General features: G+C 71.2%; 12 protein-coding genes. 6 read left to right on the forward strand and 6 right to left on the reverse strand.

The window, feature by feature from the left end; all coding sequences use genetic code 11:
* The 3 genes from pucL (at position 1) to OG494_RS26855 (ending at position 3,859) form a co-directional block, all read left to right on the forward strand.
* Positions 1–882: a factor-independent urate hydroxylase gene (gene pucL, locus OG494_RS26845; RefSeq protein ID WP_328443265.1), complete on the forward strand. Its 882-nt coding sequence runs from the start codon at positions 1–3 to the stop codon at positions 880–882.
* Between the two features lie 690 nt (positions 883–1,572).
* On the forward strand, positions 1,573–2,151 hold the full coding sequence (locus OG494_RS26850) for a TetR/AcrR family transcriptional regulator (RefSeq protein WP_442874282.1): 579 nt from the start codon (positions 1,573–1,575) through the stop codon (positions 2,149–2,151).
* A 127-nt stretch (positions 2,152–2,278) separates the two neighbouring features.
* Positions 2,279–3,859, forward strand: a complete 1,581-nt coding sequence (locus OG494_RS26855) for a glycoside hydrolase family 27 protein (protein WP_328443266.1) — start codon at positions 2,279–2,281, stop codon at positions 3,857–3,859.
* 1 nt (position 3,860) lies between these two features.
* Here the strand turns inward: OG494_RS26855 and pucD are convergent, their stop codons facing one another.
* The 4 genes from pucD to OG494_RS26875 are packed head-to-tail and all read right to left on the reverse strand — an operon-like array spanning position 3,861 to position 8,771.
* Complete coding sequence (gene pucD / locus OG494_RS26860; protein ID WP_328443267.1) at positions 3,861–6,116, reverse strand: xanthine dehydrogenase subunit D; 2,256 nt, start codon at positions 6,114–6,116, stop codon at positions 3,861–3,863.
* Positions 6,113–7,453 (reverse strand): 8-oxoguanine deaminase, encoded by a 1,341-nt coding sequence (locus tag OG494_RS26865; protein WP_328443268.1) that lies wholly within the window; start codon positions 7,451–7,453, stop codon positions 6,113–6,115. Before OG494_RS26865 ends, pucD begins: the two co-directional genes overlap by 4 nt.
* The gene (locus OG494_RS26870) at positions 7,450–7,917 is read right to left on the reverse strand and encodes a (2Fe-2S)-binding protein (RefSeq protein ID WP_328443269.1); all 468 of its coding nucleotides are present in this window, start codon (positions 7,915–7,917) and stop codon (positions 7,450–7,452) included. The genes OG494_RS26865 and OG494_RS26870 overlap by 4 nt, the downstream gene beginning before the upstream one ends.
* Positions 7,908–8,771, reverse strand: a complete 864-nt coding sequence (locus OG494_RS26875) for an FAD binding domain-containing protein (protein WP_328443270.1) — start codon at positions 8,769–8,771, stop codon at positions 7,908–7,910. Before OG494_RS26875 ends, OG494_RS26870 begins: the two co-directional genes overlap by 10 nt.
* A 125-nt stretch (positions 8,772–8,896) precedes the next feature.
* On the opposite strand from OG494_RS26875, the gene OG494_RS26880 reads away from it, so the two are divergent.
* From OG494_RS26880 to OG494_RS26890, 3 genes are read left to right on the forward strand one after another with little or no spacing between them, the layout of a single operon-like run.
* Positions 8,897–10,240, forward strand: coding sequence for a PucR family transcriptional regulator (locus OG494_RS26880; RefSeq protein WP_328443271.1), 1,344 nt, complete (start codon positions 8,897–8,899; stop codon positions 10,238–10,240).
* Positions 10,237–10,725, forward strand: coding sequence for a MarR family winged helix-turn-helix transcriptional regulator (locus tag OG494_RS26885; RefSeq protein WP_328443272.1), 489 nt, complete (start codon positions 10,237–10,239; stop codon positions 10,723–10,725). Before OG494_RS26880 ends, OG494_RS26885 begins: the two co-directional genes overlap by 4 nt.
* A 24-nt stretch (positions 10,726–10,749) precedes the next feature.
* Complete coding sequence (locus OG494_RS26890) at positions 10,750–11,958, forward strand: DUF2786 domain-containing protein (protein WP_328443273.1); 1,209 nt, start codon at positions 10,750–10,752, stop codon at positions 11,956–11,958.
* A 41-nt stretch (positions 11,959–11,999) separates the two neighbouring features.
* Here the strand turns inward: OG494_RS26890 and OG494_RS26895 are convergent, their stop codons facing one another.
* On the reverse strand, positions 12,000–13,187 hold the full coding sequence (locus OG494_RS26895) for a DUF6986 family protein (protein ID WP_328443274.1): 1,188 nt from the start codon (positions 13,185–13,187) through the stop codon (positions 12,000–12,002).
* Positions 13,187–14,776: a malate synthase A gene (gene aceB, locus OG494_RS26900; protein ID WP_328443275.1), complete on the reverse strand. Its 1,590-nt coding sequence runs from the start codon at positions 14,774–14,776 to the stop codon at positions 13,187–13,189. The genes OG494_RS26895 and aceB overlap by 1 nt, the downstream gene beginning before the upstream one ends.
* Positions 14,777–14,853: the final 77 nt, after the last annotated feature.

Below are 14,853 nucleotides of genomic sequence, written 5' to 3' on the forward strand. Positions count from 1 at the left end.
GTGGCCATCACCCTGGGCCCCAACCAGTACGGCAAGGCGGAGGTCCGCCTGGTGACGGTGCGCCGCGACGGCCACGTCCACCACCTGAAGGACCTCACTGTGTCGACGTCGCTGCGTGGCGAGCTGGCCGCGACGCACCTGACCGGTGACAACGCCGCGGTGCTCGCGACCGACACGCAGAAGAACACGGTGTACGCCTTCGCGAAGGAGGCGCCGGTCGGCGAGATCGAGGACTTCGGCCTCCGCTTGGCCCGCCACTTCACCGGCACCCAGGAGAGCATCTCCGGCACCCGGATCAAGATCGACGAGCACAGCTGGGACCGGATCAGCGTCGACGGCGCGCCGCACGGCCACGCGTTCAGCGGCGCCGGCAACGAGCGGCGCACCACCGCCGTCACGGTCGAGGGTGACCGCGCGTGGGTCGTGTCCGGCATCGACGGCCTGGTCGTGCTCAAGTCGACCGGCTCGGAGTTCCACGGCTTCCCGCGCGACGAGTACACGACCCTCGCCGAGACCGACGACCGCATCCTCGCGACCGCGGTCACCGCGCGCTGGCGCTACCAGGGCGAGGGCATCGACTGGGCGGAGAGCCACCGCGAGATCCGGCGCGCGATGCTGGAGACGTTCGCGACGAAGCACAGCCTTTCGCTGCAGCAGACGCTGTACGCGATGGGCCAGTCGGTGCTCGAACGGCGGCCCGAGGTCGCGGAGGTGCGGCTGTCGCTGCCGAACAAGCACCACTTCCTGGTGGACCTGAGCCCGTTCGGGCTGAAGAACGACAACGAGGTGTTCTACGCCGCCGACCGGCCGTACGGGCTGATCGAGGGCACGATCCTGCGCGACGACGCCGAGGACCCCGGCCCCGCTTGGGACATCCACTAGCGAGCACCTGAGGCTGCCGCCGCCCCGCAAAAAGCAGCCCCCGCCCTCTCCGGGGGACCGGCCCCGCTTCCAGCGTATCGGGACCCTCCGTCGGAAAGCCCGGAACGGCCGTTTTCGCGCCGGGTTGTCCACATCACGGGCTGGGTGTGGACAACCCGGCCAAGGATGGCAAAACCCAGGTCGGGCGCGGATCGGCTTGGCCGAGGATGCGGGCGGGATCGGCAAGGTCGGCAGGACCGGCAAGACCGGCAGGATCGGCAAGACCGGCGGGACCGGCGAGGTCGGCGAGACCGGCAGGACCAGCAGGACCGGCAAGACCAGCAGGGATCGGCGGGACCGGCGGCACCGGCGAGCGCGAGGCGGAGTGCCTCGAACGGCCGGGCGGTGCGGGCGAGCCCGTCGGGTTCCGGACGGCTGTCGGGGCAGGCAAGGGGTTTGGACCGCACCTCGCCGGGGCGTGGGCAGGCCCCCGGCGAGGGCGTGGCAAGCTGGTCGGGACGTAAATCCGTCGCCGAAACGTCGGCAAACAGACCGCGTGTGGACGCGCCGACCGAGCGTGAACCAGACCGCCGGGGCGTGAACCAGACTGCCAGGGCGTGGGCGAGCCGACCGAGCGTGGATCCCCGTCTGCCGCCGACGTGAGCGGCCGGAGTGGATAGAACGTTCTAACAAACGCGTATCCTCGGAACCGTGGCAGGGACCAAGGAACGCATCATGGCCGCCGGGGCCGAATTGTTTCGGCGCAACGGGTACAGCGGTACCGGGCTCAAGCAGATCGTCAGTGAGGCGAATGCTCCCTTCGGCTCGCTCTACCACTTCTTCCCCGGTGGGAAGGAGCAGCTCGGCACCGAGGTCGTCCGCAGCTCCGGCCTTGCCTACATCCAGCTGTTCGACCTCTTCATCGACCCCGCTCCGGACCTGATCAGCGGGATCGAGGCGTTCTTCGCCGCCGGGATCGCGACGCTTGAAGCCACCGACTTCGTCGAAGGCTGCCCGATCGCGACCGTCGCTCTCGAGGTCGCCAGCACCAACGAGCCCCTGCGGCAAGCCACCGCTGACGTCTTCACCGCCTGGATCGACGCCGGGACCGAGAAGTTCGCCAAGTTCGGGCTCGGCCGGGAGGCCGCCCGGACGCTCACCATCTCCGTCGTCAACAGCCTCGAAGGCGCCTTTGTGCTCTGCCGGGCCCTGCGGGACACCGAAGCCATGGCCGTGGCCGGCGCGACCAGCGTGGACATCGCTCGGCGGCTCCAGAGCGAGCAACTTTAGTCGGGAATCCAACAAGAATACTCAACATGGCGCTTGACCGCGCAGCATCGGACATCGAAGCTACGCAGTGCTGGTCAAGAGTGGTCTAGTCCTCCTGCCTCAACACCGTCGTTCGGTTGGAGCCGCCATGCGCCGAGTCCTTGCCGTCCTCGCCACCGCCGTCGCCGTCATCGGGATCACCGGTCACCCTGCCGATGCCCTGGAAAACGGGCTCGCGAGAACCCCGCCGATGGGGTGGAACACCTGGAACACCTTCGAGTGCAACATCAACGAGACGCTCGTCAAGCAGACCACCGACCTGATGGTCAGCTCCGGGATGCGCGACCGCGGCTACACCTACGTCAACCTCGACGACTGCTGGATGACCAAGACCCGGGACTCCGCGGGCAAGCTCGTCGCCGATCCGGCGAAGTTCCCCAGCGGTCTCAAGGCCCTCGGTGACTACATCCACGCACGCGGGATGAAGTTCGGGATCTACGAGAGCGCCGGCACCGAGACCTGCCAGCACTACCCCGGCAGCCTCGGCCACGAGCAGACCGACGCCAACAGCTACGCGAGCTGGGGCGTCGACTACCTCAAGTACGACAACTGCGGCAGCCCCGGCGGCGAAACCCAGCAGGACTACATCCGCCGCTACTCCGCGATGCGCGACGCGCTCAAGGCCACCGGCCGCCCGATCGCCTACAGCATCTGCGAGTGGGGCAACTTCAGCCCGTCCACCTGGGCGCCGGACGTCGGCAACCTGTGGCGCACCACCGGCGACATCACCAACAACTGGGGCAGCGTCGACTCGCTCTACCGCCAGAACGTCGGCCTCGCGTCCGCCGCGAAGCCCGGCGCCTGGAACGACCCCGACATGCTCGAGGTCGGCGACGGCATGGACTTCCAGGAGGACCGTGCGCACTTCACGCTCTGGGCCGCGATGGCCGCGCCGCTGATCGCCGGCGCCGACCTGCGCAGCGCCAGCGTCGCCACCTTCTCGACCTACCTCAACTCGGACGTCATCGCCGTCGACCAGGACGCGCTCGGCAAGCAGGCCACGCGGATCTCGTCGAGCGGCGGGCTGGACGTCCTGAGGAAGCCCCTCCAGGACGGGGACGTGGCCGTCGTGCTGTTCAACGAGAACACCACGACCAAAACCGTCTCGACGACGGCCGCCGCGGCCGGGCTGCCCGCCGCGTCGAACTACCGGCTGACCAACCTGTGGTCGAAGGAGCTGACCACCAGCACCGGCACGATCAGCGCCGCCGTCCCGTCGCACAGCACCGTGATCTACCGCGTGAAGGCCAACGCGAGCGGCTCCAGCGTCGGCACGGCCAAGGCGCTGCAGGGCGCGTCGTCGTCGCGGTGCGCCGACATCAACGGCAACCTCACGACGCCCGGCACCAAGGTCGACATCTGGGACTGCGACGGCGGGTCCAACCAGTCCTGGACGTTCACCAGCGCCGGCGAGCTCAAGGCCAACGGCCTCTGCCTCGACGCCAGCGACGGCGCGACCGCGGCCGGGACCAAGCTGATCGTCTGGACCTGCCACGGCGGCGCGAACCAGCAGTTCAAGCTCAACGCCGACGGTTCGGTCACCGGCACGCAGTCCGGCCTGTGCGTCGACGTCACCGGCGGCGACAAGCCCGCCGGCAACGTCAACGGCTCTCAGCTCGAACTGTGGGGCTGCAACGACGACGCCAACCAGAACTGGGCCCTCAAGTAACTCAGGTCCCCGTGAGGTGTTCGGGCCGCACCGGGACGCGCGTGAGCGCGAGCCCGGTCGCGGCCCGGATCGCCGCCACGATCGCCGGGGTCGACGAGATCGTCGGCGGCTCGCCCACGCCGCGCAGGCCGTACGGCGCGTGCGGGTCCGGGCGTTCCAGGACGTCGATGCTCATCGGCGGCATGTCCAGGACCGTCGGGATCAGGTAGTCGGTGAAGGAGGGGTTCCGGATCTTCCCGCCGGAGGTCTGGATCTCCTCCATCACCGCGAGCCCGAGCCCCTGCGCCGAACCGCCCTGGATCTGGCCGAGGACGGCCTGCGGGTTGAGCGCCTTGCCGACGTCCTGGGCGCAGTCCAGCGCGACCACCTTGACCAGACCCAGCTCGACGTCGACGTCGACGACGGCCCGGTGCGCGGCGAACGCGTACTGCACGTGGGCCGTGCCCTGCCCGGTTTCCGGATCCAGCGCGGTGGTCGGCCGGTGCCGCCACTCCACCGTCTCGTCGTAGACGTCGTCGCCGAGGACGTCCACCAGGTCGGCGAGCACCTGACCGTCCGCCGCGACGAGTTTGCCGCCGACGACGCGTGCCTTCCGGCCGAAGCGGGCAAGCAGCCGCGACTGGACCGCCACGCACGCGGCCTGCACCGCGCCGCCGGTCACGTACGTCTGGCGGGACGCCGACGTCGAGCCGCCGTTGCCGATCGAGGTGTCCATCGGCAGCACCGTCACCTGCTCGACGCCCAGCTCGGTCCGGACGATCTGCTGCATGATCGTCACCAGGCCCTGCCCGACCTCGCAGGCCGCGGTGTGCACGGTCGCCGCGGGCTCGCCGCCGACGAGCTGCAGCCGCACGCGGGCCGTCGAGTAGTCGTCGAAGCCTTCGGAGAAGCAGACGTTCTTGATGCCGACCGCGTACCCGACGCCGCGGACGACACCTTCGCCGTGGGTCGTGTTGGAGACGCCGCCCGGCATGTGCCGCAGGTCGAACGGCCGTTCCGGGGGCATCGGCTTGGCGCGCACCAGGTCCAGCAGCTCGGCGACCGGCGCGGCCGAGTCGACGGCCTGGCCGGTCGGCATCAGCGCGCCTTCGCTCATCGCGTTGCGGACGCGGATCTCGACCGGGTCGAGGCCGCACGCCGCCGCGAGCTTGTCCATCTGCGATTCGTAGCCGAACGCTGCCTGCACCGCGCCGAAACCGCGCATCGCGCCGCACGGCGGGTTGTTCGTGTAGGTGCCCCAGCAGTCGATCGTCACACTGTCCACTGTGTACGGTCCGACGCCGAGGGTGGCGGCGTTCGCGACCACGGCTCCGGTCGAGGACGCGTAGGCGCCGCCGTCCAGGAACAACCGCGTCCGGACGTACACGAGACGTCCGTCGTGGGTGGCGCCGTGCTCGTAGTACATCTTCGCCGGGTGGCGGTGGACGTGACCGTAGAAGGACTCTTCGCGGTTGTAGACCATCTTCACCGGCTTGCCGGTGTGCAAGGCGAGGAGGCACGCGTGGACCTGGATCGACAGGTCCTCACGCCCGCCGAACGCTCCCCCGACGCCGCCGAGGGTCAGCCGCACCTTCTCCGCCGGCAGGCCCAGGGCGGCGACGATCTGCTGCTGGTCGACGTGCAGCCACTGCGTCGCGACGTACAGGTCGACGCCGCCTTCGGTGTCCGGCACGGCCAGCCCGGACTCCGGGCCGAGGAACGCCTGGTCCTGCATGCCGACCTCGTAGACGCCGGACACGACGACGTCCGCGGCCACGTCCTGCGGCCCGCGCCGGATCCTGACGTGCCGCACGACGTTGCCGCCCTCGTGCAGCGAAGGGCCTTCGCCCGCGACGGCGGCTTCGGAGTCCGTCACCGGAGAAAGCTCTTCGTAGGAAACGACGATCCGCTTCATCGCGCGACGCGCGGTCTCCGGATGGTCGGCGGCGACGAGCGCGACCGGCTCCCCCTGGTACCGCACGACGTCGACCGCGAGCACCGGCTGGTCGCTGTGCTCCAAGCCGTAGCGGTTGACGCCGGGGACGTCCTCGTGGGTCAGCACCGCGTAGACCCCGGGCACCTTCAGGGCGTCGGTGATGTCGATCCCGGTGATCCGCGCGTACGGGTGCGGGCTGCGCAAGGTCACGCCCCACACCATGTCCTCGTGCCACAGGTCGGACGAGTAGGCGAACTCACCGCGCACCTTCACCGTGCCGTCGGGGCGACGCGGTGACGTCCCGACGCCGTTGACCGTCTGCGTGGTGACGGAAACAGTCATCGGTCCTCCCGCAGCCTGGCGCTCGCGGCGGTCAGCTCCGACGCGATCTCGGACTCGTCCGCCTCGCGCAGCGCAGCGTCCTCGACGACGGCCTTGCCGCCGACGAACAGCCGCCGCACCGGCGGTGTCGTGCCCAGGACCAGCGCCGCGACCGGGTCGGTGATGCCCGCGTAGTTGAGACCGGTCAGGTCCCAGACGGCCAGATCGGCGAGCTTGCCGGGCTCGATCGAGCCGAGGTCGTCCGCCCGGCCGAGGCAGCGGGCGCCGCCCATCGTGCCCATCCACAACGCTTCCCGCGTGGTCAACCCGCGCGGGCCGCCGCGCTGCCGCGCCTGCAGCAACGCCTGGTGCAGCTCTTCGCCGAGCCCGCCGGACTCGCTGGACGCGGCCCCGTCGACGCCGAGGCCGACCGCCACGCCCGCGTCGAGCAGGTCGCGGACCGGGGCGATGCCGGTGCCGAGCCGGCCGTTGGACGTCGCGCAGTGCGCCGAACCGGTGCCGGTCGCGCCGAACCGCCGGATCGCGTCGGGCGCGAGGTGGACGGTGTGCGCGAGCCAGACGTCCTCGGCGAGCCAGCCGAGCTTGTCGGCGTACTCCGCGGGTGTGCAGCCGACCTCGGCGAGGCACTGCTGCTCCTCGTCGAGGGTCTCCGCGAGGTGGGTGTGCAGCCGGACGCCCTTGCCGCGAGCCAGTTCGGCCGCGCCGGACATCAGCCGTTCGGTGACCGAGAACGGCGAGCACGGCCCGACGGCGATCTGCAGGTGCGCCTCCGCCGAGTCGTCGTGGAAGCGGCCGATCGCCGCTTCGGTGCCGCTCAGGGCGTCCTCGGTCGTCTCGACCAGGTTGTCCGGCGGGAGCCCGCCGTCGGACTCGCCGCGGTCCATCGAGCCGCGCACCACGTGCAGCCGGACGCCGATCCGCTGCCGGGCCGACGCCAGCGCCGCCACCTGGTCGCCGCCGTCGCGCGGGAAGACGTAGTGGTGGTCGGCGACGGTGGTGCAGCCGGTCAGCGCCAGCCGCGCCAGCCCCGCCGTCGCGGCGGCGTGCGTGATCTCCGCGTCGAGCCGGCCCCAGACCGGGTAGAGCGCGACCAGCCACTGGAAGAGCGTGTGGTCGGCGGCCATCCCGCGGGTCGCCCACTGGTAGAGGTGGTGGTGGGTGTTGATCAGTCCGGGCGTGACCAGGCAGCCCGACGCGTCGACGCGCTCGTCGAACTCGCCCGTGTAGACGCCTTCGCCCACCTCGGCGATCCGGTCGTTGTCGACGACGACGTACCCGTTCGCATACTCCTCGCCGCTGACCGTGGCGACCGCCCCGCCCGTGATGAGTGTCCTCACGCGACGCCACCCTTCGCCACGGCGCGCACGGCGTCGAGGATCTTTTCGTAGCCGGTGCAACGGCAGAGGTTGCCGGCCAGCGCTTCGCGGATCTCCTCGTCGCTCGGATCCGGGACGCGGTTCAGCAGGTCGTGCGCCGCGACGACCAGGCCGGGCGTGCAGAAGCCGCACTGGACCGCACCCTGGTCCACAAAGGACTGCTGGATCGGGTCGAGGACGTCCCCCTCGGCCAGGCCCTCGACCGTGCGCACCACGCGGCCCTCGGCCTGCCCGGCCGCGACCAGGCAGGCGCACACCGGGACGCTGTCGAGGTAGACCGTGCAGGACCCGCATTCGCCCTGCTCACAGGCGTTCTTCGAGCCCGGCAGGCCGAGCCGCTCCCGCAGCACGTAGAGCAGGCTTTCGCCCTCCCAGACGTCGTCGGCCTGCCGTTTCTCGCCGTTGATCGTGACATTCAGGCGCAAACCCGCTCCCCCGTCCGATGGTCGTCCCAGGCCCACGTCAACGTACGCCGCGCGAGCACCGACAGCGCGTGCTTGCGGTACGCGGCGCTGCCGCGGACGTCGTCGATCGGCGACGTCGCCTCGGCCACCAGGTCGCCGAAACGGCGCTTCAAGGAGTCCGGCAACGCGTCCGACGAGCCCCACGGAAGCTCGGCGGCCAGGAACTCCTCGGCGGTTTTCGCGCGGCGTGGCGTGGGCGCGGCGGACCCGATGGCCGCGCCGACCTCGCCGTTTCGCAAGACGAGTGCAAAGGAGCAGACCGCGATGACCATGGCGTTGCGTGTGCCGACCTTGGCGAACTGCTGCGGCCCGGCGTGCGCGGGCAGGTGGACGGCCGTGATCAGCTCGTCCGGCTCCAGGCTGTGGCGCTTCACGCCGACGTAGAACTCTTCCGCCGGGAGAACCCGGGTGCCCCGCACCGAGGCGACCTCGACCCGCGCGTCCAGGGCCAGCAGGACCGGGTGGGTGTCGCCGGCGGGTGAGGCCGCGCCGAGGTTGCCGCCGACCGTGCCGCGGTTGCGGATCTGCGGCGAGCCGACCGTGCGCGACGCCATGGCCAGCGCGGGGACGAGTTCACCCACTTCAGCGATGACGCGGGAGTACGGGACACCGGCGCCGAGCCGGACCGTGCCGTCCGATGTGGACCACGTCGTCAGCTCGCCGATCCGGGTCAGGTCGAGCAGGGCGTCCGGGCGCCGGTGGTCGAAGTTCAGCTCGACCATGACGTCCGTGCCCCCGGCGATCGGCACGGCGTCGGGACGCTCGGCCTTGAACGCCAGGGCCTCGGCCAGCGTCGCGGGACGCAGGAACTCCACACTTGCTCCTTCGTCGGTGAGGGCGGTAGACCAGTAGACGCCCAACCGGGCGGGGGCGGCAACGGCACGGACCATGAAACGCACACGAGCGGAACCCCGCGCGTTTGTGCTTTCCTACAAGCCTGATGACGACCGTGAAGACTCTGCTGGACCTGCCGGGGTTGCGCCTGCGCCCGCGGGCCGCCGCCGACCTGCTCGACCGGCCGGTGACGCGCATCTACGTCACGGAGCTGCCCGACCCCGGACGGTACTTGTCGGCGGGCGAGCTGGTGCTTTCGGGCTTGCTCTGGTGGCGTGGACCGGGTGACGCCGAGCCGTTCGTGGCCGCGCTGGCCCGCTCCGGCGCGGCGGCGCTGGCCGCGTCCGGCGCCGACTCCGACGGCATCCCGGACGACGTCGTCGACGCCTGCGAACGGCACCGGATCCCGCTCCTCGAAGTCCCGGTCGACCTGTCGTTCTCGGTGGTCACCGAGCAGGTGGTGCTGGCGCTGGCCGCCGCGTCCGACAGCTCCCGCAAACGTTTGCTGGCCGCCGCGGACGCGCCGGTCGAGACCCTGCTGGACCGCGCGTCGGCCGAACTCGGGCTGCCCTGCTGGGTGCTCTCGACGCTGGGCCGGGTGATCGCCGGGACGGCGCCGCTGCCGATGCCGGTCGAAGACGTCGTCCAGCGGTTCGCGGCGAAACAGGACACGGCGGGGCCGCTGACGCTGACGCCGGTGGAGGGCCGGAACGCCGTGCCGTGGCTGATCGCCGTCGGCGGGCCGCTGAGCACCGCGCAGACCGAGCTGACCGAGGAGCTGGCGGGGCTCGTCGGCGTCACCCGGGCGCGGGCGAAGCCGCCTGAAGCCGAGTTGACCGGCGACGTGCGCGTCGTCGCGCTTCGGACCGAAGGCAGCGACGAGAGCCAGGACGTCCTGCGGGAACTGCTGCCGGCCGCGACGCTCATCGAGCCCGGCGATGAGACGACGTACGCCGTGACCACGCAGTGGCCGGCCGACGCCGCCACGGCTCTGTCCACAGTGGAACCGTTGCTGGCGGCGCGCCGGATCGTCTGCGGGGTGAGCGACGCCGGGCCGCTGGGCGAAGCGCGCGAGGTCGCGGCCTACGCACTGGCCGCGGCTTCTCGGCGCCCGGGGCGAGTCGTCGTGGTGCCGGGTGCGGAAATCGGCGTCCACCAGCTGCTGCTCGCCGGAACACCCGACGGGCTGCGGGCCGCGCTGCGGCGGCGGGTCCTCGGGCCGCTGCTGGACTACGACGCCGAGCAGCACACGGACCTGGTGCACACGGTGCGGGTGTTCCTCGAGTGCTCGGGATCGCCGACCCGGGCGGCGAAGGCGCTGCACGTGCACGTCAACACCCTGCGCTACCGCATCGGCCGCGCGGGCGAGCTGCTCGGCGCGGACCTGACCGAGTTCACCGACCAGCTCGACGTCTACCTGGCGTTGCGCACGGGAGACCCCACGGGATGAGCGACGAAATCACGTCGGCGCGGCAGGCGGGGCACGACCCCCGCGTGCTGGCCTTCGGGCGGCTCCAAGGCGCGGCCAACCGGCTCGAATACCTGCTCGGACGTGCGCTGGAGAAGGAATGCGGGATCACCCACCTGATGTACGAAGTGCTGCTGATCGTCGGACGCGCGGGTGACGACGGCCGGACGATGCGCTCGATCGCCCAGGAGCAGGTGCTCACCACCGGCGGCGCGACCCGGCTGGTCGACCGGATGGAGGCCCTCGGACTGGTGACCCGCACGGCCGCCCCGCACGACCGGCGGGGCCGGCTGGTCCGCCTGACCGAGCTGGGTGAGCGGACGACGGTGCGCGCGAGCCGGGTGCACGTGGCGAACATCGAGCGGCACTTCTTTTCGCCGTTGCCGGAAGAACATCGGGAGCGCTTCGCCGACGATCTGCGCCGGTTGAGCCACGCGGCCCGGGACGCCCTGCCGAAGCTGCGCTGAGCGGCTACCGGGAGACTCGGGACCATGGGCAAGCAGAAGCGCCGGGCGGCGGCCTCCGCCGAGGACACCCCGGCGCCCCGGACGGCCGAGGAGTTCGGCGACGTCCTGCTCGCCGCGGCCTACGACGTCGCGCGGGGCATCCCCGGCGCGGCCAAGGCGTGCGCGAAGAGGCTCGCGAACGGCTTCGAACCGCCACCGGAACTCGCGCGGGGCGCGGATCTCGCCGGCCGGCGGGCGATCACCCGGGTCTGCCGGAACGGCTGGCTGCCCGAGGACCTCGACCAGGCGGCCCGGCGGCGGGTCGACGAGTTCGCCGTCCCGTACGTGCTCGACACGCTCGCCGGTTACGCCGGGCAGTTCGCGACCCTGCACCCCGGTTGGCGGGAGCAGCTCGACGACGTCGGCGCCGCCGGCTGGTGGTCGACGTCCGAGCCGCACTTCACGCAGTGGGCGGCGAAGCACATCCTGACCCCCGCCGAGGCGGTGACGACTGTCGTCGAAGCCCTCGGGCTGCTGGTCTCGATGCCGGCGCTGAATCCCGTTCTGCCCGCGCCGGGGACGCCCTACCGGCCGACGGCTCACCACACCGTCGACGAGAAGCAGCTGGGCCGGGTCCGCGCGTTGCTGGCCAAGGCCGAGTCGAGCTCCTTCCCGGAGGAGGCCGAGGCGCTGTCCGCGAAGGCGCAGGAGCTGATGACCCGGTACGCGCTCGACCGCGTGCTGGTCGAGACTGCGGTGCCCGACATCCCGGCCTCGCGCAGGCTTTGGCTCGACACGCCGTACCTCGACGCCAAGTCGCTGCTGGTCCACGTGGTCGCGACGGCGAACCGCTGCCAGGCCGTCTTCGACCCGCGCTGGGGGTTCGTCACCGTCGTCGGCGACGAGAACGATCTGGACGCCGTCGCGCTGCTGACGACGTCGCTGCTGGTCCAGGCGACGCGCGCGATGATCGCCGATCCGGCGGGGCGGTCACGGGCGTTCCGGCAGTCGTTCCTGGTCTCCTACGCGACGCGGATCGGCGAGCGGCTCGGGAAGGCGGCTGAGGCGACGCTCGCGGACTCGCCCGACGCGGACCGGCTGCTGCCGGTGCTGGCGTCCCACGAGGTGAAGGTGAAGGCGGCGTTCACGCAGCTCTTCCCGGAGGTGGTGGGCAAGTCGGTGACGGTCCGCGACCTCGACGGCTGGGACGCGGGACGATCTGCCGCCGACCGCGCCCGGCTTCACGGCTCGTGAGTGTTCAGGGCGGTTAGAACCGCCCTGAACACTCACGACCCTCAGGCGAGCCGGAGCGCGTACTTCTCCAGCTCCGGCCGGCCGAACGGCAGCTCGCCTTCGTCCAGCGCGCCACAGTCCAGGCCGCGCAGCAGGTACACCGCCAGGGCCTGGGCCGTCGCCGGTTCGTCCAGGACTCCCCCGGACGTCTTTTCCGCGTACGCGCGCAGGCGCTCGACCGCCGCCGGGAAACCCTCGCGGTAGAACGTGTACGTCGCCGCGAAGCGCGTCGGCAGCTGGTGGGCGTGCAGGTCCCAGCCCTGGTAGAAGCCGCGTTCCAAGGATCTGCGGACCAGGCGCAGGTGCTCGGCCCAGGCCGAAGGGAGCGCGTCGCCGATCGGGAGGCGGTTGGTCGAGCCGTCCGAAAGCCGGACGCCGGTGCCGGCCGCCGAGACCTGCATCAGCTGCTTGGCCAGGTCTGCCGCCGGGTGCTCCATGCTCTGGTACGCCGCCGCGATGCCGAGCCCGGCGCTGTAGTCGTACGTGCCGTAGTGCAGGCCCGAACACCGGCCGGCCGCGGCGTGCACGATGCGGGCCACCGCCAGCGTGCCGTCGGCGTCCACAATGGACTGGGCCGTCTCGATCTGGACCTCGAAGCGCAAGGACCGCTCCGGCAGGTCGTACGCGGATTCCAGGCGGGACAACACCTCCGCGGCCACCGAGACCTGATCGACCGCGGTCACCTTCGGCAGCGTGACGACGAATCCGGGCGGCAGCGGACCGTTCTCCAGCAAGCTGCCCAGGAACAGGTCCAGGGTGCGGATCCCACGGTGGCGCGTCAAAGCTTCGAAGCTCTTGAACCGGATGCCCACGAACGGCGTGCCGCCCGTGGTCGCGAGGGTCTGCCCGGCCGCCCGCGCGGCCGCGTCCTCGACGTCGTCCGGGACGCGGCCGAAGCCGTCCTCGAAGTCGATCCGCAGGTCCTCGATCGGCTCGGTGAGCAGCTTGGCGCGGACGCGCTCGTAGACGTCGGCGTCCAGGCCCAGCAGGTCTTCGTGCTCGACGAAGACCCGCATGGCCTGCTTGCCCCAGTCCGCGACCAGCCGCGTCCGGTACGACGACGCCGGGACGTACACCGTGTGCACCGGCTGGCGCCCCGGCAGCTCCCCCGGGTACAACGCCGCGACGCGCGCGTCGGCCTCGGCCAGGCGCGCGTCGGCGGCGTCGTAGACGTCCTGGGAAAGCCGCACTACTTGATCCGCTCGTACGCGGGCAGCGTCAGGAAGTCCGGGAAGCCGTCGGCCAGCGCGACCTGCTCGAACAGCTCGACGGCCGGCTCCAGCTGCTCCGGCTTGATCTCCGCGGCCAGCTCGCCGCGGACCTCGGCCAGGACGCCGCGCACCAGCTCGGACGTCACGACGTCGCCGGTGTCCAACGTGGTCCCGTTCTTGACCCACTGCCAGACCTGCGACCGCGAGATCTCCGCCGTCGCCGCGTCTTCCATCAGGTTGTGGATCGCCGCCGCGCCATTGCCGGACAGCCAGGACGAGATGTAGCGGATGCCGACGTCCACCGCCGCGCGCAGGCCGGCCGCCGTCGCGCCACCCGGCGTCGAGGCGACGTCGAGCAGCTGGTCGGCGGTGGCAGAGAGATCCCAGTCCTCGTCGCGCCTGCGCTCCAGCTGGTTCGGCCGGTCGCCGAGGACCTTGTCGAACTCCTCGCGGCAGATGTCGACCATGCCGGGGTGCGCCACCCAGGAGCCGTCGAAGCCGTCGCCGGCCTCGCGGCTCTTGTCGGCGCGGACCTTGTCGAGCGCGGCCTTGGTGACGTCCGGGTCGTTGCGGTTCGGGATGAACGCGGCCATGCCGCCGATCGCGAACGCGCCGCGCTTGTGGCAGGTGCGCACGAGAAGCTCGGTGTAGGCGCGCATGAACGGCGCGGTCATGGTGACGGAGTTGCGGTCCGGCAGCACGAACTTCTCCCCCGCGTCGCGGAAGTACTTGATCATGCTGAACAGGTAGTCCCAGCGGCCCGCGTTGAGACCCGAGGCGTGCTCGCGCAGCTCGTAGAGGATCTCCTCCATCTCGAACGCGGCCGGGATGGTCTCGATCAGCACGGTCGCGCGGACGGTGCCGTGCTCGATGCCCAGCGACTTCTCGGCGTGGGTGAAGACGTCGTTCCAGAGCCGCGCTTCGAGGTGGCTCTCCATCTTCGGGAGGTAGTAGTACGGGCCCTTGCCGCGGCTGAGCGACTCCTTCGCGTTGTGGAAGAAGTGCAGGCCGAAGTCGACCAGCGCGCCGACGGCCTGGCGCCCGCCGAAGGACAGGCCGCGCTCGTCGAGGTGCCAGCCGCGCGGGCGGACCACGATCGTCGCGTGCTCGACGTCGTCCTTCAGCGCGTAGCTCTTGCCGCCGCTTTCCAGCGTGATGTCCTCGCGGACGGCGTCGTACAGGTTGACCTGGCCGGACACGACGTTCGCCCAGTGCGGGGTGTTCGCGTCTTCGAGGTCGGCCAGCCACACCTTCGCGCCGGAGTTGAGCGCGTTGATGGTCATCTTGCGGTCGGTCGGCCCGGTGATCTCGACGCGGCGGTCGCGCAGCGCGGCCGGCGCCTCGGCGACCTTCCAGTCGCCCTCGCGGATCTCCTTGGTCTCCGGCAGGAAATCCAGCTTGCCGGTGGTGCGGGCCTCCTCGCGACGCTTGCCACGCGCCTGCAGCAGCTCGTCGCGGCGGCCGGCGAAGGCGTCGTGCAGGCCGGCGAGGAAGGCGAGCGCCTCCGGCGTCAGGATCTCGTCGCCACGCTCGACCGGGTCGCCCAGCACCTGGACTTCAGAAGACATGCGGAACACCTCGAGGGTTCGGATCTTTGGATAACGGCCCTACGGTTTTCTACCAGCCGGACTATAGTTTCTGCATA

Source organism: Amycolatopsis sp. NBC_00438 (genome assembly GCF_036026695.1).
GTDB lineage: Bacteria > Actinomycetota > Actinomycetes > Mycobacteriales > Pseudonocardiaceae > Amycolatopsis.

What these genes read in the sequence shown, in the direction of transcription:
- pucD (WP_328443267.1), bottom strand. Translation starts at nt 6,116, where the DNA reads ATGACTGTTTCCGTCACCACGCAGACGGTCAACGGCGTCGGGACGTCA.
- OG494_RS26890 (WP_328443273.1), top strand. Translation starts at nt 10,750, where the DNA reads ATGGGCAAGCAGAAGCGCCGGGCGGCGGCCTCCGCCGAGGACACCCCG.
- aceB (WP_328443275.1), bottom strand. Translation starts at nt 14,776, where the DNA reads ATGTCTTCTGAAGTCCAGGTGCTGGGCGACCCGGTCGAGCGTGGCGAC.
- OG494_RS26885 (WP_328443272.1), top strand. Translation starts at nt 10,237, where the DNA reads ATGAGCGACGAAATCACGTCGGCGCGGCAGGCGGGGCACGACCCCCGC.
- OG494_RS26880 (WP_328443271.1), top strand. Translation starts at nt 8,897, where the DNA reads ATGACGACCGTGAAGACTCTGCTGGACCTGCCGGGGTTGCGCCTGCGC.
- OG494_RS26855 (WP_328443266.1), top strand. Translation starts at nt 2,279, where the DNA reads ATGCGCCGAGTCCTTGCCGTCCTCGCCACCGCCGTCGCCGTCATCGGG.